The 18,333-nt window shown below is 55.1% G+C and carries 19 protein-coding genes; 12 read left to right on the top strand and 7 right to left on the bottom strand.

The window, feature by feature from the left end; translation table 11 throughout:
* Positions 1-674 precede the first annotated feature (674 nt).
* Complete coding sequence (gene fimZ, locus AB6731_RS09330; RefSeq protein WP_014168952.1) at positions 675-1,307, top strand: fimbria biosynthesis transcriptional regulator FimZ; 633 nt, start codon at positions 675-677, stop codon at positions 1,305-1,307.
* A 51-nt stretch (positions 1,308-1,358) separates the two neighbouring features.
* On the opposite strand, the gene sfmF is transcribed toward fimZ, so the two are convergent.
* The 6 genes from sfmF to fimA form a co-directional block, all read right to left on the bottom strand.
* Positions 1,359-1,883, bottom strand: coding sequence for a fimbria assembly protein (gene sfmF / locus AB6731_RS09325; RefSeq protein WP_044858286.1), 525 nt, complete (start codon positions 1,881-1,883; stop codon positions 1,359-1,361).
* A gap of 9 nt (positions 1,884-1,892) precedes the next feature.
* Positions 1,893-2,900: a type 1 fimbria D-mannose specific adhesin FimH gene (fimH, locus tag AB6731_RS09320; RefSeq protein WP_121340266.1), complete on the bottom strand. Its 1,008-nt coding sequence runs from the start codon at positions 2,898-2,900 to the stop codon at positions 1,893-1,895.
* A complete protein-coding gene (locus tag AB6731_RS09315) occupies positions 2,893-5,454 on the bottom strand; it encodes a fimbrial biogenesis usher protein (RefSeq protein ID WP_020885155.1) in 2,562 nt (853 codons plus the stop codon). The genes fimH and AB6731_RS09315 overlap by 8 nt, the downstream gene beginning before the upstream one ends.
* Positions 5,455-5,468: 14 nt before the next feature.
* The gene (fimC, locus tag AB6731_RS09310; RefSeq protein WP_020885156.1) at positions 5,469-6,161 is read right to left on the bottom strand and encodes a type 1 fimbria chaperone FimC; all 693 of its coding nucleotides are present in this window, start codon (positions 6,159-6,161) and stop codon (positions 5,469-5,471) included.
* A 34-nt stretch (positions 6,162-6,195) separates the two neighbouring features.
* Complete coding sequence (gene fimI / locus AB6731_RS09305; protein ID WP_020885157.1) at positions 6,196-6,741, bottom strand: type 1 fimbrial protein subunit FimI; 546 nt, start codon at positions 6,739-6,741, stop codon at positions 6,196-6,198.
* Between the two features lie 67 nt (positions 6,742-6,808).
* Positions 6,809-7,372 (bottom strand): type 1 fimbrial major subunit FimA, encoded by a 564-nt coding sequence (fimA, locus tag AB6731_RS09300; RefSeq protein WP_014168946.1) that lies wholly within the window; start codon positions 7,370-7,372, stop codon positions 6,809-6,811.
* 310 nt (positions 7,373-7,682) lie between these two features.
* Here fimA and folD point away from each other — a divergent pair, with 310 nt between their 5' ends.
* The 5 genes from folD (at position 7,683) to AB6731_RS09275 (ending at position 12,177) form a co-directional block, all read left to right on the top strand.
* Positions 7,683-8,549: a bifunctional methylenetetrahydrofolate dehydrogenase/methenyltetrahydrofolate cyclohydrolase FolD gene (gene folD, locus AB6731_RS09295; protein ID WP_371006229.1), complete on the top strand. Its 867-nt coding sequence runs from the start codon at positions 7,683-7,685 to the stop codon at positions 8,547-8,549.
* A 1-nt stretch (position 8,550) separates the two neighbouring features.
* Entirely contained in the window at positions 8,551-8,763 is a 213-nt protein-coding gene (gene ybcJ, locus AB6731_RS09290; protein WP_150343907.1) for a ribosome-associated protein YbcJ, read from the top strand.
* Between the two features lie 219 nt (positions 8,764-8,982).
* A complete protein-coding gene (locus AB6731_RS09285) occupies positions 8,983-10,482 on the top strand; it encodes a PTS transporter subunit EIIC (RefSeq protein ID WP_014168943.1) in 1,500 nt (499 codons plus the stop codon).
* 84 nt (positions 10,483-10,566) lie between these two features.
* The gene (gene malI, locus AB6731_RS09280) at positions 10,567-11,583 is read left to right on the top strand and encodes a Mal regulon transcriptional regulator MalI (RefSeq protein WP_032677568.1); all 1,017 of its coding nucleotides are present in this window, start codon (positions 10,567-10,569) and stop codon (positions 11,581-11,583) included.
* Positions 11,584-11,655: 72 nt separating this feature from the next.
* Positions 11,656-12,177, top strand: a complete 522-nt coding sequence (locus AB6731_RS09275) for a metal-dependent hydrolase (protein ID WP_020885160.1) — start codon at positions 11,656-11,658, stop codon at positions 12,175-12,177.
* Between the two features lie 79 nt (positions 12,178-12,256).
* On the opposite strand, the gene cysS is transcribed toward AB6731_RS09275, so the two are convergent.
* Positions 12,257-13,642: a cysteine--tRNA ligase gene (gene cysS, locus AB6731_RS09270; protein WP_371006228.1), complete on the bottom strand. Its 1,386-nt coding sequence runs from the start codon at positions 13,640-13,642 to the stop codon at positions 12,257-12,259.
* A gap of 174 nt (positions 13,643-13,816) precedes the next feature.
* Here cysS and ppiB point away from each other — a divergent pair, with 174 nt between their 5' ends.
* From ppiB to mnmH, 6 genes are all read left to right on the top strand, one after another.
* Positions 13,817-14,311, top strand: a complete 495-nt coding sequence (gene ppiB, locus AB6731_RS09265) for a peptidylprolyl isomerase B (protein ID WP_014168939.1) — start codon at positions 13,817-13,819, stop codon at positions 14,309-14,311.
* Between the two features lie 3 nt (positions 14,312-14,314).
* Positions 14,315-15,037: a UDP-2,3-diacylglucosamine diphosphatase gene (gene lpxH / locus AB6731_RS09260; protein WP_371006226.1), complete on the top strand. Its 723-nt coding sequence runs from the start codon at positions 14,315-14,317 to the stop codon at positions 15,035-15,037.
* Between the two features lie 137 nt (positions 15,038-15,174).
* A complete protein-coding gene (locus AB6731_RS09255) occupies positions 15,175-15,384 on the top strand; it encodes a YdgH/BhsA/McbA-like domain containing protein (RefSeq protein WP_013095921.1) in 210 nt (69 codons plus the stop codon).
* Between the two features lie 212 nt (positions 15,385-15,596).
* Complete coding sequence (gene purE / locus AB6731_RS09250) at positions 15,597-16,106, top strand: 5-(carboxyamino)imidazole ribonucleotide mutase (RefSeq protein ID WP_020885164.1); 510 nt, start codon at positions 15,597-15,599, stop codon at positions 16,104-16,106.
* Complete coding sequence (gene purK, locus AB6731_RS09245; protein WP_181240084.1) at positions 16,103-17,170, top strand: 5-(carboxyamino)imidazole ribonucleotide synthase; 1,068 nt, start codon at positions 16,103-16,105, stop codon at positions 17,168-17,170. Before purE ends, purK begins: the two co-directional genes overlap by 4 nt.
* A gap of 84 nt (positions 17,171-17,254) precedes the next feature.
* The gene (mnmH, locus tag AB6731_RS09240; protein ID WP_079231345.1) at positions 17,255-18,325 is read left to right on the top strand and encodes a tRNA 2-selenouridine(34) synthase MnmH; all 1,071 of its coding nucleotides are present in this window, start codon (positions 17,255-17,257) and stop codon (positions 18,323-18,325) included.
* The last annotated feature ends 8 nt before the right edge of the window (positions 18,326-18,333 follow it).

Raw genomic sequence — 18,333 nt, 5'->3', positions numbered from 1 at the left:
CAGAATGAATAATCTGCAGCACTTTCCTCCGTGCGTTAAGTGTTTGATAACGGAGTTAATAAGACGATAATGATGTAAAAACAAGCGGCTCGGCGAGACTGCCTGGCAGTCAAAAGCGAAGTCTGTAGTATGTTCTGCTGTACGACGGGTGCCCTTTCCGGCGACGACCCGATCACTTTCAAACGAAGGTCTGGTGCCCTCTGTGAACACTTTTTCACCATCCGTTCCCGCTTTCAGCCCCTGAAAACGGCCGTCGATTTGTTAACATTTGATCAACATACAGTGTGATATGTCATTTTTTGTTATTACATAAAGATCAAAAGATGCGGTAAATGGGATAACAGGATATTTAAGCTAATTTTAAAAAAATAGCTATTCGGATCCAGAAGATAATACAAAGTAATAAGCGAGGGGTAATTTACAGGGTTTTCGGAAAAAACTTACACGGTATAATAAGACGCGTATCAAATATGAATAAGAAAAACCTTTTTGCCAACACCAGCCAAATGAGATGACCGCGCTGAGGCATAGATTTCTTCACTACGTTAACAAGGATGCTTTCGCTCTTTCCAGGGAAATACTACGGTATAAGGATCTGCACATTTATCCTTCCGGCATTTCGAGAGTTTTAACCAAACTCGGCATAACGCTTTTAACAGTCTGAGGCATTAAAAATGAAACCGGCATCCGTTATCATTATGGACGAACACCCTATCGTCAGAATGTCGATAGAAGTCCTGCTACAGAAAAATAAAAACATCACAGTCAAACTCAAGTCTGGCGACAGCCATGAAGTCCTTGACTGTATCCGTAACCACCCTATCGATCTGGTGATCCTGGACATCGAACTTACGGGCACAGATGGCTTCGCTTTACTGAAGAGAATCAGAAACTTAAATAAAGACATCAAGGTCCTGTTCCTCTCTTCAAAATCCGAGTCTTTTTACGCAGGACGCGCCATTCGCGCCGGGGCAAATGGTTTTGTCAGTAAACGAAAAGATTTGGGCGAGATCTACAACGCCGTTGAAATGATCCTGATGGGCTATTCTTTTTTCCCGTCGGAAACGTTGAATTTTATAAACCATTTGGGTTCGGGGAAAGGGATGGTCGCGGATATGCCATTATCGAATCGTGAGGTGACGGTATTACGTTACCTGGCAAATGGTTTATCCAATAAGGAGATTGCAGAGCAGTTACTATTAAGCAACAAAACCATCAGCGCACATAAATCCAATATTTATTCCAAGCTGGGTGTGCAAAGCATCGTTGAATTAATTGATTATGCCAAAGCACACGAACTGCTATAACCTGAATTCACTCCCTGCAGCTTATCCGAGCTGCAGGGAGTGCGGTCAGCGCTAATTATAATTAATCATGAAGGTGGCATCAGCATCAGCCCGTCCGGGCTGAGGGTTATCAGCAGTGGCAATATAATTGGCATAAAATGACAATGTCGCATTTCCCTGCGCATCAACCGCTACCGGCTGGCTGGCCTGCTGAAGTGCCAGACGCGTTTTATCCGCATCCCTGATCTCGACGGCAACGTTGCTTGCCGTACTGGCGTCATTGAGCGCCAGTAACCCGTTATTGCTTCCGTCGGCTTTACCCGAAAACGTAATGGACGCCGCACCTGGCGGACAGCCGGTCAGCTTCAGCGTAAACGGCATGGGCTGCGTGCGACTTCCCGTGGTGCTGAGCTGTTTCGTGGGCCAGGTTCCCAGCGTGACGCTCTTGTCGCTATCGCTGCCCTCGGCCACACAGGTAAAATCAACAATGTTGCCGTACATCTGAATATTGATCTCCCCCAGCGCAGTGGCTGCCTGCGCGCTGGCGTGAAGCATCATCAGTGTCATCGCGGCGAAATGCCAGTTCCGGTTCCGCATCTCTTCCCCTTAATCGTAATCCACACGCAGATAACCCCGCGACGTGAAACGGCCTTCAGCAGGCTTATTCCCCGTCACGCTGACCGGCCAGACCCGGATCCCCACCAGCGCCTGCGCGCTGTCGTCGAGACGGAACGGGATTTTGCTGGTCAGGTTGTTGGGCGTTAGCGGGGTACCGCTTTCGTTGGCAATCACAAACCCCACATCGGGGTTATCCGACACCACCGCGTTGCTGGAGACCTTTTCTGCCTCAACGCGCATCGTCAGCATTGCGTTCGCTTCCACGTTGGTGCATTTGATGGCGATGGTTTTGCTTTGCGCGGTTACCCCCTCCGGTTTGTTACCCGCCCCGGCCTTGCTGAACAGGGAGGCCCCGATATCGCCGAAGTCAAACTCCACGATATTCCCCGCATTGATGGCGCAGCTTTGCGGCACCTGAATGGTCCCGCTGTAGCTGATGGTGTAGACCGGCGAGGTTAACGGATCAGAAGAGGTAGTGGTGACATAGACGCGGAACATGGTCGCCCGCGGGATCACCACCATATTTATAAACCGTCGTGTCACTTTAAGGCGAAAGACGAGGCTGGAATCCTGAACGCCAAACGGTTTGTTTTTAGAGACGTTCGGGTGACTCCCCATCTGGATGTAACTTTTGGGCGGATAAAATACGCCAGCAAAGCTGTCCGTAATTTTCATTGCCCCATCCAGATAGTCGTTTAGCTTCAGGTACTGATAGCCATCACTCGTTCCCGTGACCGGGTAATCGGTAACATAACTACGTTTGGTCGTGTTTCCGGTGGTGCCCTTCGGGCAGACGGCATTCACCCCCACCCACTGCGATTTCTCGCTGAGCGTCACCACCTGTCCGATCTGGTTATTCGAACTGTTAAATTTATCCGTCAGGTCGTAATGCACCTCCGTAGGGACGCCCTTTTCATTCACACACACGGTGGCTAAGGCATTCCCCACGGGCAAAATAGAGAGAAGTGATAAAGCCAGGCAATGGATTTTACTCACAGCGAATCCCCTTAAGTGTGATTGCCTGTTGCAGGCTCTTTTCTGGCAAGCTGTAGTGCGCACGACACTGGGATTGCATCCCGTTGCCCCACTGGATCAACAGTTCACCTTCCAGCGGCAGGCCGCTCAGGTAAATCTGTCCGTCATCGCCCACCATACTGGTGACGCCGCTCTGGGTTTCACGCACCACAGCACCGAATGGCACAGGCTGGTTGCCGCGCGTGACGGTCAGCAGGGCGCGCACGCCAATACGGGTATCAAAGCTGGCGCGCACCAGCGCCCCTTTTGTCGGCACCACGCTGCTCACGTTATTTTCGATATCGGTGTTATTGCTCATGGTGTTGGTATCCAGCGCCACGCGGTTATAGCGGTAGACGGTGGCATACGGCATCACCGCATAGCCACGCCAGTCGGTTTTCACACCGGTCTGGTTTTCCACGCTCACGCCCGATGCTCCCGGCGCTTTGATCAGAACGTTGGTATCGCCCAGCGGCTGGCTGAAGGTTACGCCATCCGCATGGCCGACCACGCCGCCGGAGAGCTGCCAGTTGAGATCGTGCTGGTCGCGTGCGTAGTTGTAGCCAACCCCCAGCGTGCCGTAGGTTGCCTGCCAGTTCGCGCTGGCGCTTCCGCTTGAGCCGTTATTGCTGGTATGGCCCTGGGTCACGCTGTAGTTCAGGTTGCGATCTTCCAGCAACGTCCCACTGACCCCGGTTTGCCAGCTTGTGTCGCCATCACTATTACGGCTGGCTGACGCCGTGGCATAAGCGCGGTCAATGGCGCTGTCCCGACGAAAACCCTGGCGGGTAAAGAGGCTGAACGGTACGGAGACATTAAACGACGCGATTCGGTCCGTGCCGTCTATCCCGACCGATTTGTTCCATGACCAGGACACGGAGTAGTTGACGCCCTTCACGCCGCCCGCGTACCCCAGCTGATACCAGAGGTTGGACTCATCGGTGCCCCAGTACGTCTGTTCGCTACCGGAGATATAGACCGAGCCGTAATCTCCCAGCGACTGGGAAATATTGAGCTGGAAGCGCCCTTTTTTATTCCACGTCAGGTTGTGATAACTCTCCACATCCGGCACACCGTCATCATCCTGGTTGTCGGCATACTGGTAGCCTTCCATTGAACGCCACGCAACATCGTCCAGGGTGTAGAACCCTTTTGTGGAGTAGCGGTAGCCCAGCAGCTGGAAGTTGGTTCCGAATCCGTTAAGCGATTTTGCATAGAGGAAACGCAGCGACTGCCCTTCATGGCGGCTGTCATCCGCGAGCTGGCTGCGGGCATGGGTGATATCGAGCGACACCGCCCCCCAGTCACCGAGGTTTTTCCCGGCCCCGATGGCCACCGCGGTATAACGTGACGCCAGCTGGGTACCGCCGTACAGCGTGTAGCCGTCGCCAAGCCCGGTAATCAACGTACCCTGCGTGAAGAATGGCGTATCCTGTTCGCTGTTGCCGCTGCGGTAATCCCCGGCCACCAGGTCATACTTCCAGCGCCCTTCGCGCTGCAGGAGGGGCACGGTGGAATACGGCACGGTATAGCGCTGCTGGCTGCCATCCTTCTCTTCAACCGTCACCTCAAGATCACCGCTTGACGAGGTTGGGTTGAGATCGGTGATGGCAAAGGCGCCAGGCTGTACATAGCTTTGATAGATAACGTAGCCGTTTTGTCGAACGACCACTTTGGCGGGCGTTCGGGCGATGCCGCGAACGGTTGGCGCGTAGCCCTGCAGGCTGTCCGGGTACATGCTGTCAGACGAGAAGAGCCGCCCGCCGCGAAAACCCACGCTGTCGAAAACGTCATTACCGGTATTGCTGTCGCCCAACACCAGCTCGCTTTTCAGCGGGATCACGGTGCGCTGCGCCCAGGTGCCAATATTCTGCCAGTTGCTGTGCCGCTGCCCGTTATTCTGCGTGTAACGCCATGCGCCATTATTGCGTAAACGCCACGCGCCGTAGTTCAGCCCGCTCTGCAGGTTCAGATAATAGCTGTCGTCCTCGCTCCCACGGTTGCCGGTAAAGCTGTAGTTCACCAGCGCGGCAGGGATCCCTTCATCCCATTGATCGGGCGGAATGTAGCCGCGTGCACTGTTCTGCATCGCCACCTGTGGCAGGCTGATATTCAGGCGCAGCGAGGCGAAGTTGAACGCGATCTCACTGCCGGGAATAGCCTTCGCCAGGGGAATACAGGTCTCCCCTTTCACGTTAACCAGCTCAGGAAAGGCCGCGATATTGACGCCAAAACGCTCCAGCATCACGCGCGTAATGCACGGCGACAACCCACCGGCAACCGGCGGTGTATTGTCGGCCTGCTCGAAGCGCACATCCTGCGTCGCGATAAACTCATCGTTACGCCAGATATCCACGCGATAAACGCCAGGCGCCTGCTGATGACCTTGTTCAAAACGCGATAAATCCGCCACGTTGGCGGTGTCATCGGACAAGAAGGCCGGGTTAAAGTAGCTTTCGCTCCAGCCAGCCTGTGGCCAGAGCGCTGCCATCAGCGCCAGTGCGACCGGGCAGTAACGTCCCTGGTGATTATTCATCGCGCTGACTCTGCTCACAGGTTGACGCTACGCGCCGGCGTAATGGCACCGTAGTCATTCACGCTCTGCCAGGAGAGCGTACCGCTTGCGGCGGCTGGCAGTACCTGCTGCGCCGAGTTTTTAGGCGCAACCATCAGGTTATCCAGCGTCTGTCCGCCCAGCTTCATATTGACCAGCGTGATGTAATACGGCGAAGCGTTACTGACTTTGAGGTGGTTGCCGACGCGCTCAAAACGCAGCTGCGAGAGCGCCTCTTCCGGCTGCATCGGCAGATTTGTCGGGCGGACAAACAGCTTGATCCGCGACAGGATAGCCAGCTGCAGCACGTTATTGTTTTCCGTTTTCGCTTTGTTCACGGACGGGATCGCTTTCACGTTCATGTAGAAGAGCGATTCACGATCGGCAGGCAGCGCGGGTCCGGCATAAATAATGCGCAGCGTGTTTTCGCTGTCCGGCTCGCTGACAAACAGCGGCGGGGTCACGGCAAAGGTTTTTTCTTTTTGCCCGTTCGCATTTTCGATCCACGCGTTGATTAAATAGCGCTCTTGTTTATTGCTGTTGGTGATCGCCAGCGAAGTTTGCTTTGCATCTGCCGGATAAATAACGCGGGTGGCCCCCAGCGCAATACCGCCGGAAGCATTTGCGCATGCAGAAACCATCATTAAAATTAACGATAAAAACAGTCCTGGTTTAATTAGGGTATTCATCACAACCGTACCTTTAATAATGTGTTCGCAGGTGTTATGGATAAATCAACGTAAACCAGACATCCGACTGAATATTGCCTGGCACGAGGTGTTCGGAAATAGCCCGATAGCGGGCGCTAAAATGAAACGCAAGCTCACTGGTATTCACCGGCAACCAGCTGACGGCCGTTGCGTTCGGGATAATCTGACGTTGTTGTTCGTCAAAAAGAGCCAGCCCGACGCCGCTGCTTATCGGTGATTCACCTGGCCGCGATGTCGCCAGAAAAACCTGCGGATCTTCTGCTGGCGTAACACCCTGAAACTGGATCCCCACGGTGCGCGAGACATCCACGCTGCAATCCAGCAGTCGCACGGTGAAGGGCACATTGACCGTGGAAAAACTGCCCACACCGGAAAATGAATTGGTTCGGTACTGCCCCATTTCGATGCGCATGTTCTGGCTGTCGGGTGCCACGGCGCAGCCGCCGTTCACCAGCTCACCTCTGAGATGAACTTTGCCGCCGTCGATCACCACGGTATGTGCTGAGGCCTGGCAGGCCATCGCAAGGGTTAACAGCAGTAGTGTTCCGGTCCTTGTCATCCTTCGTTCCTGGCCTTAGCGTATGACGGCCTCTTCCCTGAGGCCTGAACATCCCTGTGCGGAGGAATTACTCGTATTTCATTACGAAAGTGGCGTCAGCGTTTGCCTGGCCTGGCTCGGTGGTCGCAGCCGTTGATTTGTAACGCGCGGTGAAGTTCAGGGTGTTAGTCCCTTCGATCAGGTTCTGCGCGGCAGAGAAGGTTGAACCATCTGGAGTCAGGGTGGTGGATTTGCTGTCGAGGATCTCGATGCCCACGCCCTTCGCGGAGTTGTCGTTGTTACCAGAGGTTACCGCCAGCAGGGTTTTGTCGGTCGCGTCGATCTGACCGGTGAACGCAACTGCGGCCGTTTTCGCAACCAGCGGGTCACAATCATTCAGTTCAATGGTGAACGGAATATTAGAGGTGGTGTCACCCACTTTCGTGAACTTCGCGGTACGGTATTGGCCCAGGTTAACCGTCTGCTCGGAAGAATCAGTATTTACTGAACATGCAGCATTAACCAGTTCACCTTTAAAGTGTACGGTACCGCCATTTACGGTAACCGGAGTGGCTGGATCTGCTGCATTTGCGGCACCCGCAACCAGGGCCAGAGTAGCAATAACAGTAGAAGCAATGTTGCTGAGTTTCATGTCTATTCCTTTAAAATGTAAATAACCCTTCCCGCGAATAATCGGGAATAAGAAATACGTTCAATTGATTAATTGAAAGCTTATTTCGGAGGAGACAAAGTAGCTCATGAATGTATTTTAAAATATGTCAAAACGCTGTCATTTCGCCAGGTCACATCCTAATCCTGCCTAAGAAATTGACCATCCCCTCAGAAGGGTTTTTACGGCCTCCTGATGAAAACTCGCAAAGGGTGACTGACAGCGGCGCTCGCTTCTGACAAAATACAGGCAATCCCCCCTTTCAAACGTTACAGACGGAATCTTCTCTCTGATGGCAGCAAAGATTATTGACGGTAAAACGATTGCGCAGCAGGTGCGCTCTGAGGTCGCGGAAAAAGTGAAGGCGCGTAAAGCTGCCGGAAAACGCGCCCCCGGGCTGGCCGTTGTGCTGGTCGGCAGCAACCCGGCATCGCAGATTTATGTCGGCAGCAAACGCAAAGCGTGTGAAGAGGTGGGGTTCGTCTCCCGCTCTTACGATTTGCCGGAAACCACCAGCGAAGTAGAGCTGCTGGAACTTATTGATACCCTGAATGCCGACAACGCGATCGACGGTATTCTGGTTCAGCTGCCGCTGCCAGCCGGCATCGACAACGTGAAGGTGCTGGAACGTATCGCCCCCGACAAAGACGTTGACGGTTTCCACCCGTACAACGTGGGCCGTCTGTGCCAGCGCGCCCCGCGTCTGCGTCCGTGCACGCCGCGCGGAATCGTTACGTTGCTGGAGCGTTATAACATCGATACCTACGGTCTGAACGCCGTGGTCATTGGCGCATCAAACATTGTCGGCCGTCCGATGAGCATGGAGCTGCTGCTCGCTGGCTGCACCACCACCGTGACCCACCGCTTCACCAAAAATCTGCGTCATCACGTAGAAAACGCCGATCTGCTGATCGTGGCGGTCGGGAAGCCGGGCTTTATTCCGGGTGAATGGATTAAAGAAGGCGCGATCGTTGTGGACGTCGGTATTAACCGTCTGGAAAACGGGAAAGTGGTCGGTGACGTGGTTTACGAAGATGCTGCGGCTCGCGCCTCTTACATTACCCCAGTACCGGGCGGCGTAGGCCCGATGACCGTTGCCACACTGATTCAGAATACTTTGCAGGCATGCGAAGAGTACCACGACGTAGAGGACGCGTAAGATGGCCACATTTTCATTAGGTAAACACCCGCACGTTGAGCTGTGCGATCTGCTGAAGCTGGAAGGCTGGACCGAAAGCGGCGCACAGGCCAAAATCGCCATTGCCGACGGGCTTGTTAAGGTGGACGGCGCAGTGGAAACCCGCAAGCGCTGCAAAATTGCCGCGGGTCAGACCGTGAGCTTTGAAGGGCAAACCGTGACGGTGACCGCCTGATGCTCTCCCCCTCTCCCGTCGGGAGAGGGAACCCACATTCCCCCACACCCATCACGGTTAATTATCGATCGACTTCAAATAATCACTATTTCATCTGTTGAAAAGTGAAAATTCTGTTGCGCGTTTTTCACTCTTTCCCCACGATAAGTAGAACGTTCTACTAAAACGTTCTACTTACAATAACAGCGCCAAAAAAAGCGCTACTCGGGGGAAATCAGCATGAGTCTGATATCAGGGTTTGTTAAATCGCTCTCTAAATTATCGATGATTGGCCGCGCGTTAATGCTGCCAATTTCACTGCTTCCCGCTGCGGGCCTGCTGCTGGCCTTTGGCGATAAGTTTCACCTGCCGCTGATGATGAACGCGGGCGGGGTTATCTTTGATAACCTGCCGATGCTGTTTGCCATTGGTTCCGCCGTGGGGCTGGCATCCGAGTCCGGCATTGCCGCGCTCTCGGCGGCGGTCTCGGTGTTTGTCACCAACATCACCATCAGCACCGTCTTGAGCATCACGCCGGAAATGGCGTCTCAGGGCGGCAAATACGCGATGGTGGTCGGCATCCCGACGTTGCAGATGGGCGTCTTCGGCGGCCTGATCTGCGGTATTCTCGCCGCCTGGTGCTATAACCGTTTCCACACCCTGCAGCTGCCAGAGTTCCTCGGGTTCTTCTCCGGGAAACGCTTTGTGGCGATTGCGACAGCGTTTCTCTCTTTCCTGCTCGGCCTGCTGTTGCCGTATGTCTGGCAGCATATCCAGGCGGGCATCGATGCGCTCTCCGTGGTGGTTAATGGCGATAATCAGGCAGCCTCGACCTTTATCTTCGGTCTGGTGGAACGTGCGCTGATCCCGCTCGGCCTGCACCACATCTGGTATCCCTCTTTCTGGTATTCGTTTGGGGATTACACCACCCAGGCCGGTCAGGTGATTCACGGCGACCAGACCATCTGGTTTAAGATGCTGGAAGAAGGGGTCAAATCCTTCAGCAGCGACAGCTACCAGAACGCCGGTAAGTTCATGCAGGGTGAATTCCCGCTGATGCTGTTCGCGCTGCCTGCGGCGTGCCTGGCGATGTACCACGAAGCACACACCAAAAATAAGAAAATCGCGGCCGGTATTTTGTTCTCTGCGGCGCTCACCTGCTTCCTGACGGGGATCACCGAGCCGGTTGAATTTACCTTTATCTTCGTCGCCCCTATTCTGTACGTCTTTAACGCCATCATGGCCGGTCTGGCGTACATGACCATGTATCTGCTGCATGCGCATATCGCCAAGTCGTTCTCTGCGGGCTTTATCGACTACCTGTCGTTCGGGATCCTGCCGTCATTTAACGGCTACAAAACCAACTTCCTGAACGCCATTATTATCGGCATTCCGATGGGCCTGATTTACTACTTCACGTTCCGCTTTGTGATCCGTCGTTTCGACGTGAAAACGCCGGGCCGTACAGAAGTGACCGCCAGTGCGGACGATAAGTCAGATTCAGAACTCGCCACAGAGATCATCAACCTGCTGGGCGGTGCGCACAACATCGACTCCGTCGGCTCCTGCATCACCCGTCTGCGCCTGGAAGTGGCAAAAAGTGAAGCGGTTGATAAGGACGGTCTGAACGGCCTTGGCGCCCGCGGCGTAGTGTTCGTCGGTGATAACGGTATTCAGGTGATTTTCGGTGCCAGAGCACAGTTTATCGCCCAGACCATGTCCACCATGATTGGCAAATAATAAGATGCCTGAACGACACGTCTCCTGTACGCTGGGGGACGTTGTCTTATCTGGCTGATAATCGGTAAATTTCAGGGAGCGGTTTTGAAGAAAGTCAGCATTATTGATGTCGCAAAGCATGCGGGCGTTTCGGTCTCCACCGTGTCGCTGGTGCTGCGCCAGAAAGGGAAGATTTCAGACGCAACAATCGCGAAGGTCAATGCAGCCATCACTACGCTGGGCTATGTTCACAACGTCGCCGCTGCCAACCTCCGCGCTAACACCTCCAACCTGATCGGCCTGATCCTGCGCGACTTTAGCGACAGCTTTTCCATTAAGGTGATGGCGAGCATCGTCCAGGAGCTGGAGAGACAGGGGTATATGGTTTTTCTCGGCCAGCCGCTGAACGACCATGAACATCTTGAGCGCTGCCTGCTGTCGTTTAAACAGCAGGGGGTCGCCGGCGTTATCTATCTGGCCTCTGATACCCGGGCATCCTCGCTGCCGGAACACATCCGCCAGTGCCCGCTGCCGCTGGTGGTGGTCTCTCAGTCCCTGCTGGATGAAAAATGCAATCTGGTGATGCGTGACAACCGCCAGGCGGCGAACCTTGCCGCGCGTTATCTTATCGAGCGCGGGCACCGCAACATTGCCTACATTGGGGGTCGTGAAGGCTGCCTTATCCGCGAGCAGCGATTGCTCGGCTTTCGCAGCGCGATGACCCAGAACGGCCTGGTCTGGCGTGAGGAATACTCGCCTGCGTGTAGCGATGACACGCTGGCCGCAGGTTTCGCCACCCGCCAGCTGCTGGATAAAAACAACACCATCACCGCCCTGCTCTGCCACTCGCCGGATGCGATGATCGGCTCCATCTCCGGCATTCATCAGGTGGGGCGCACCGTGGGGAAAGATGTGTTTCTCACCCAGCAGGTCGCGCTGGTCGGTTTTGAAGATATGCTGCACGTGAACCTGACGTCTCCCTCGTTTACCTACGTTTCCTCCGCCAGTGAGGAGACGGGGCGTCAGGCGGCGGGGTTGATCATCCGCAAGCTAAAAGAGCCGGATCTGCAAACACAGCGTATCACCCTTTCCGGGCAGCTTATTGCCCGAGAATCGGCGTAAATAAGACGCTAACACCATCCTCATTGCGCCCATTCGCTGCTATATTTCCCTGCTTTGCCATGGATAATCGCAATGCCTACCGTTATCACCCACGCTGCAGTGCCTTTGTGTCTGGGCTTAGGCCTGGGAAGTAAAATCATCCCTCCCCGCCTGCTGCTTGCCGGCGTCGTCCTCGCCATGCTGCCGGACGCCGACGTGCTGGCGTTTAAGTTCGGCGTTGCCTACGGCAATGTGTTCGGCCACCGCGGCTTTACCCACTCCCTGCTGTTTGCCTTTGTGGTGCCGATACTTTGCGTACTGATGGGCCGACGATGGTTTCGGGCAAGTCTGACCCGCTGCTGGCTGTTCTTAACCGTGTCTCTGCTGTCGCACAGCTTGCTGGATTCCATCACCACCGGTGGGAAAGGCGTCGGCTGGCTGTGGCCGTGGTCAGATGAACGGTTCTTTGCACCGTGGCAGGTCATTAAGGTCGCGCCGTTTGCGCTGTCACGCTATACCACGCCCTACGGGCATCAGGTGATTATGTCGGAACTGCTGTGGGTGTGGCTGCCAGGGGTTGTGCTGATGGGGCTGTTGTGGTGGAAGCGGAGGTAAAAGCAAAACGGCAACCCAGTTGCCGTTTTTCGTGTTTGCACCCTCTCCCGGTGGGAGAGGGCATCAGCGCGCACCAGAATTATTTCCGACGCCAGGTGGTCCCCTGCGGGCCATCTTCCAGAATGATGCCCATTTCCGTCAGACGGTTACGCGCGGCATCTGCTGCCGCCCAGTCTTTCGCCTGACGCGCTTCCAGACGCGCGTTGATAAGTTGCTCAATCTCCGCCACTTCGCTATCGTCCGCCTGCGCACCGCTTTGCAGGAACAGATCCGGTTCCTGCTCCAGCAGACCCAGTACCGAAGAGAGCTTACGCAGATGGGAGGCCAATGCATTCGCTGCCGCCATATCTTCTGACTTCAGACGGTTAACTTCACGCGCCATATCAAACAGCACGGAGTAGGCTTCCGGCGTGTTGAAGTCATCGTTCATCACGTCAATAAAGCGCGCTTCAAACGCCTCACCGCCTGCCGCGGGTACAGATTTATCGGTACCGCGCAGGGCAGTGTACAGACGCTCCAGCGCCGCACGCGCCTGTTTCAGGTTCTCTTCGCTGTAGTTCAGCTGGCTGCGATAGTGGCCAGACATCAGGAAGTAGCGCACGGTTTCCGCATCGTAATATTTCAGCACGTCGCGCACGGTGAAGAAGTTGCCCAGAGATTTAGACATCTTCTCACGGTCAACCATCACCATCCCGGAGTGCATCCAGTAGTTCACATACTCGCCGCCATGCGCACAGGTTGACTGTGCAATTTCGTTTTCATGGTGCGGGAACATCAGATCCGAACCGCCACCGTGAATATCGAAATGTTTGCCCAGCTGTTTGCAGTTCATCGCCGAGCACTCAATGTGCCAGCCAGGACGCCCTTCGCCCCACGGGGAAGGCCAGCTTGGTTCGCCCTCTTTGGACATCTTCCACAGCACGAAGTCCATCGGGTTACGCTTCACGTCCACCACATCAACGCGCGCACCGGCCAGCAGCTGATCCAGATCCTGACGGGAAAGCTGACCGTAGGTAGGGTCAGTCGGCACGGAGAACATCACGTCACCGTTATCGGCCACATAGGCGTGACCACGTTCGATCAGCTTTTCGGTGATGTCGATAATTTCGTGGATATGGTGGGTGGCACGCGGCTCGCTGTCCGGACGCTGAATATTCAGGGCGTCGAAATCTTTGTGCATTTCCGCGATCATACGATCCACCAGCGCAACAAAGCTTTCGCCATTTTCGTTCGCGCGCTTGATGATTTTGTCGTCAATGTCGGTGATGTTACGCACGTATTTCAGGTTGTAGCCCAGAAAACGCAGGTAGCGCGAGACAACGTCGAATGCAACAAAGGTACGGCCATGGCCGATATGACAGAGATCGTAAACCGTAATACCACACACGTACATGCCGACTTCCCCGGCATGGATAGGTTTAAATTCCTCTTTTTGGCGCGTCATTGTATTAAAGATTTTTAACATCGAAGATTCCATGTAAACACGTGTGTGGTTGAAAACCGGTTATTCTACCTGTAATTCAAACCTGAAGCAGCACACAATGCAAGGTGATCGCATCCTGTGGTTATGCTATAACAAGCCCCTATAGATGACCCAAACGCGGGTCGACGTACCACAATAACGGAACAGGATGCAAAAATGGTTACTTTCCACACTAATCATGGCGATATCGTAATCAAAACCTTTGATGACAAAGCGCCTGAAACAGTTAAAAACTTCCTGGACTACTGCCGCGAAGGTTTCTACAACAACACTATTTTCCACCGCGTGATCAACGGCTTTATGATCCAGGGCGGCGGTTTCGAACCTGGCATGAACCAGAAAGCGACGAAAGAAGCGATCAAAAACGAAGCGAACAACGGTCTGAAAAACACCCGTGGTACGCTGGCGATGGCGCGTACGCAGGCTCCTCACTCTGCAACAGCCCAGTTCTTCATCAACGTTGCTGACAACGACTTCCTGAACTTCTCCGGCGAAAGCCTGCAGGGTTGGGGCTACTGCGTCTTCGCAGAAGTGGTTGAAGGTATGGACGTAGTCGACAAAATCAAAGCCGTGGCGACCGGCCGCAGCGGTATGCATCAGGACGTTCCAAAAGAAGACGTCGTGATTAACAGCGTGACCGTCAGCGAGTAATTCGTGGCGACACTCTTTATTGCAGATTTGCACCTGCAAACAGAAGAACCGGCGATCACCGCCGGTTTTCTGCGTTTTTTACGCGGTGAAGCGAAAAGTGCCGATGCACTTTACATTCTGGGTGACCTGTTTGAAGCCTGGATTGGCGACGACGATCCCAACCCGCTGCACCGTGAGATGGCGGCTGCCATTAACGCGCTGGTCGATTCCGGCGTCCCCTGCTTCTTTATCCACGGCAACCGTGATTTCCTGCTCGGCAAGCGCTACGCCCGCGAAAGCGGCATGACGCTGCTGCCGGAAGAGCAGGTACTCGACCTTTATGGCCGAAAGGTGTTAATCCTGCACGGTGACACACTTTGCACTGACGACACCGGCTATCAGGCGTTTCGCGCTAAGGTTCATACCCCGTGGATCCAAAAAGTATTCCTGGCTCTGCCGCTGTTTATCCGTAAGCGGATCGCAGCCAGAATGCGTGCCGACAGTAAGGCCGCCAACAGCGGCAAATCCATGGCCATTATGGACGTTAATCCCCAGGCGGTAGTCAGGGTCATGGAAAAACACCGCGTTCAGTGGTTGATCCACGGTCATACTCATCGTCCCGATGTGCATACCCTTACCGCCAACGGCGAAGCGGCCCACCGCGTCGTCCTCGGGGCCTGGCACAGCGAAGGTTCTATGGTCAGCGTCACGCCTGACGGTGTGGAACTGATCGCTTTCCCGTTTTAACCCGCCAAAAAATCATTCTATTTTTTTGAACAATATCGGCAAATTGTTTCGATTTTAATCAGCCCTTGGTCGGCCTATTATTTATCACATCAGGGCAGCACGCCCTATCCCAGATAAAACATTTAAGGAATACGACCATGAAATCCATCAAAACTTTCGTTGCTGTTGCCGCACTCTCTCTGATCTCTTTCGGTTCTTTTGCTCAGAGCGTCAGCGCCACGGCCTCTACCCTTGACCGCGCAGAAGCGAAAATTGCCGCTCAGGCTGCTGAACAGGGCGCGTCTTACAAAATCACCAGCGCTCAGTTTAACAACCGCGTTCACATGACGGCAGAACTGACCAAATAAGACGTCTGTTGACCGTGCCGCCCGTCAAAAGCACATCAAAGCACATCGATGCCTGATAAAACAGACCGCCAGAACGCGGTCTGTTTTGTTATCTCCTGAGGGCCACAACGGCTCAGTTTTTAACCGCGCAACCGTTTTCCTTGCCCCTATTACATGCTATTCTCTGTGCCCTCGAAAGCAGTGTGTTTCGCACCACAGGAGTTTTAAGACGCATGTCTTCCCGCAATAATCCGGCGCGTGTCGCCATCGTGATGGGGTCCAAAAGCGACTGGGCTACCATGCAGTTCACCGCCGAAATCTTTGAAATCCTGAATGTTCCGCACCACGTTGAAGTGGTCTCCGCACACCGGACACCAGACAAACTGTTCAGCTTCGCCGAAAGCGCCGAAGAGAAGGGTTATGAGGTGATCATTGCCGGTGCGGGCGGCGCAGCACATCTGCCAGGCATGATTGCCGCCAAAACGCTGGTACCGGTACTGGGTGTTCCGGTGCAAAGCGCTGCGTTAAGTGGTGTCGATAGCCTCTATTCCATCGTTCAGATGCCGCGTGGCATTCCGGTCGGCACGCTGGCCATTGGTAAAGCGGGCGCTGCCAACGCTGCCCTGCTCGCCGCGCAGATCCTGGCGACTCACGATAAAGCGTTACATCAACGTCTGGCGGACTGGCGTAAAGCCCAGACCGACGAGGTGCTGGACAATCCGGACCCACGGGGTGCGGCATGAAGCAGGTATGCGTCCTCGGTAATGGTCAGTTAGGCCGTATGCTGCGTCAGGCCGGCGAGCCGCTGGGTATTGCCGTCTGGCCCGTCGGGCTGGATGACGAACCGGAAGCCGTGCCGTTTCACCAGAGTGTGATCACCGCGGAGATTGAACGCTGGCCACAAACGGCCCTGACGCGCGAGCTGGCACGTCATAATGCCTTCGTTAACCGCGACGTCTTTCCCATTATTGCTGACCGTCTGACGCAAAAGCAGCTGTTCGATAAGCTCGGGCTGCCGACTGCGCCGTGGCAGCTGTTGTCCGATAAAAGCGAGTGGAAGGATGTTTTTGCAATGCTGGGCGAGCTGGCAATTGTGAAGCGTCGCGTCGGCGGGTACGACGGTCGTGGACAGTGGCGTCTGCGCGCCGATGACACTCACGAGCTGCCGGACGATTGCTACGGGGAGTGCATCGTTGAGCAGGGCATTAACTTCAGCGGTGAAGTCTCGCTGGTAGGTGCTCGCGGGCAGGACGGTCATACCGTTTTTTATCCGCTGACGCATAACCTGCATCAGGACGGGATCCTGCGTACCAGCGTTGCATTCCCGCAGGCCAGTGCTGAACAGCAGGCGCAGGCAGAAGAGATGCTCTCTGCCATCATGCACGAACTCGGTTACGTCGGCGTCATGGCGATGGAGTGTTTTGTCACGCCGTCCGGTCTGCTGATTAACGAACTGGCACCGCGCGTTCACAACAGCGGTCACTGGACCCAAAACGGGGCGTCCATCAACCAGTTCGAGCTGCACCTGCGCGCCATCACTGACCTGCCGCTGCCGCAGCCGGTGGTGAACAGCCCGTCGGTGATGATCAACCTGATCGGTACCGATCTGAACTACGACTGGCTCAAGCTGCCGCTGGTGCATCTGCACTGGTATGACAAAGAGGTGCGTCCGGGTCGTAAGGTCGGTCACCTGAACCTGAACGATACCGACACCGATCGTCTGGGCGCCACGCTGGAAGCGATTATTCCTCTCCTGCCGCCGGAATACGCGAGCGGAATTATCTGGGCGCAATCAAAGCTTAAGTAATACTCCTCTGCCGGGGAGTTGACCTTCCCCCTCCCCGGCGTACAATCCCCGCCCATTGCAGCTTAGTTTTCTTCTGGAAAAACCATGAACGATGGAACGGACTATCGCGCGATCCTCGCATCCGATACCCCTTTAATCGACGTTCGCGCGCCGATCGAATTCGCCCAGGGCGCGATGCCTGCGGCAATCAACCTGCCTCTGATGAACGATGATGAACGCGCCGCCGTCGGTACCTGCTATAAACGCCAGGGGCCGGACGCTGCGCTTGCTCTCGGCCATAGCCTGGTCGCAGGCAGTACCCGTGAGATGCGCATTAACGCCTGGCGCGAAGCCTGCCTCTCCCACCCCACCGGCTACCTCTGCTGCGCGCGTGGCGGTCAACGCTCGCATATCACTCAGGCCTGGTTGAAAGCGCGCGGCGTGGATTACCCGCTGATCGCAGGCGGCTATAAAGCGCTGCGTCAGACCGCGATTGAGGTAACCGCTGAGCAGGTGCAAAAACCGATGGTGCTGATCGGCGGCTGTACCGGGAGCGGCAAAACGTTGCTGGTGAAACAGCACGCGCAGGGCGTGGATCTGGAAGGGCTGGCGCACCATCGCGGCTCGTCGTTTGGCCGCACGCTTACACCACAGCTTTCGCAGGCGAGCTTCGAAAATCAGCTCGCCGTCGTGCTGTTGAAAAAAGAGGCCGCACGCTGGGTGCTGGAGGATGAAGGGCGGATGATTGGCTCCAACCACCTGCCGGAATGCCTGCGAGACCGCATGGTTCAGGCGCCTGTTGTGGTAGTAGAAGACCCGTTTGATGTCCGTCTTGAACGCCTGCGTGAAGAGTATTTCGACCATATGTGGGCGGATTTTTCTGCTGCCTTTGGCGAAGAGGCGGGCTGGAAAGCGTACAGCGAATACCTGCACCACGGCCTGTTTGCCATTCGCCGCCGTCTGGGGCTGCAGCGCTTTGCAGACTTTACGGCGCTGCTGGATTCCGCCCTGCAGGAGCAACAACGTTCTGGCAGCACCGACGCGCATTTGCGCTGGCTTACCCCGCTGCTGAACGACTATTACGACCCGATGTACACCTGGCAGCTGGCAAAAAAGGCGGAGAAGATTGTGTATCGCGGAACGTTTGAGGACGTTGCTGACTGGCTCAATCGCTGAATCACGCG

This window comes from Enterobacter sp. RCC_40 (genome assembly GCF_041360735.1).
Lineage (GTDB): Bacteria > Pseudomonadota > Gammaproteobacteria > Enterobacterales > Enterobacteriaceae > Enterobacter > Enterobacter ludwigii.
This window is presented reverse-complemented; position numbering and strand designations above follow the sequence as displayed.

Coding starts and splice junctions, on each gene's coding strand:
- fimZ (WP_014168952.1), top strand. CDS start 675: ATGAAACCGGCATCCGTTATCATTATGGACGAACACCCTATCGTCAGA.
- sfmF (WP_044858286.1), bottom strand. CDS start 1,883: ATGCGGAACCGGAACTGGCATTTCGCCGCGATGACACTGATGATGCTT.
- AB6731_RS09315 (WP_020885155.1), bottom strand. CDS start 5,454: ATGAATAATCACCAGGGACGTTACTGCCCGGTCGCACTGGCGCTGATG.
- fimC (WP_020885156.1), bottom strand. CDS start 6,161: ATGAATACCCTAATTAAACCAGGACTGTTTTTATCGTTAATTTTAATG.
- fimI (WP_020885157.1), bottom strand. CDS start 6,741: ATGACAAGGACCGGAACACTACTGCTGTTAACCCTTGCGATGGCCTGC.
- fimA (WP_014168946.1), bottom strand. CDS start 7,372: ATGAAACTCAGCAACATTGCTTCTACTGTTATTGCTACTCTGGCCCTG.
- folD (WP_371006229.1), top strand. CDS start 7,683: ATGGCAGCAAAGATTATTGACGGTAAAACGATTGCGCAGCAGGTGCGC.
- ybcJ (WP_150343907.1), top strand. CDS start 8,551: ATGGCCACATTTTCATTAGGTAAACACCCGCACGTTGAGCTGTGCGAT.
- AB6731_RS09285 (WP_014168943.1), top strand. CDS start 8,983: ATGAGTCTGATATCAGGGTTTGTTAAATCGCTCTCTAAATTATCGATG.
- AB6731_RS09275 (WP_020885160.1), top strand. CDS start 11,656: ATGCCTACCGTTATCACCCACGCTGCAGTGCCTTTGTGTCTGGGCTTA.
- cysS (WP_371006228.1), bottom strand. CDS start 13,642: ATGTTAAAAATCTTTAATACAATGACGCGCCAAAAAGAGGAATTTAAA.
- ppiB (WP_014168939.1), top strand. CDS start 13,817: ATGGTTACTTTCCACACTAATCATGGCGATATCGTAATCAAAACCTTT.
- AB6731_RS09255 (WP_013095921.1), top strand. CDS start 15,175: ATGAAATCCATCAAAACTTTCGTTGCTGTTGCCGCACTCTCTCTGATC.
- purE (WP_020885164.1), top strand. CDS start 15,597: ATGTCTTCCCGCAATAATCCGGCGCGTGTCGCCATCGTGATGGGGTCC.
- purK (WP_181240084.1), top strand. CDS start 16,103: ATGAAGCAGGTATGCGTCCTCGGTAATGGTCAGTTAGGCCGTATGCTG.
- mnmH (WP_079231345.1), top strand. CDS start 17,255: ATGAACGATGGAACGGACTATCGCGCGATCCTCGCATCCGATACCCCT.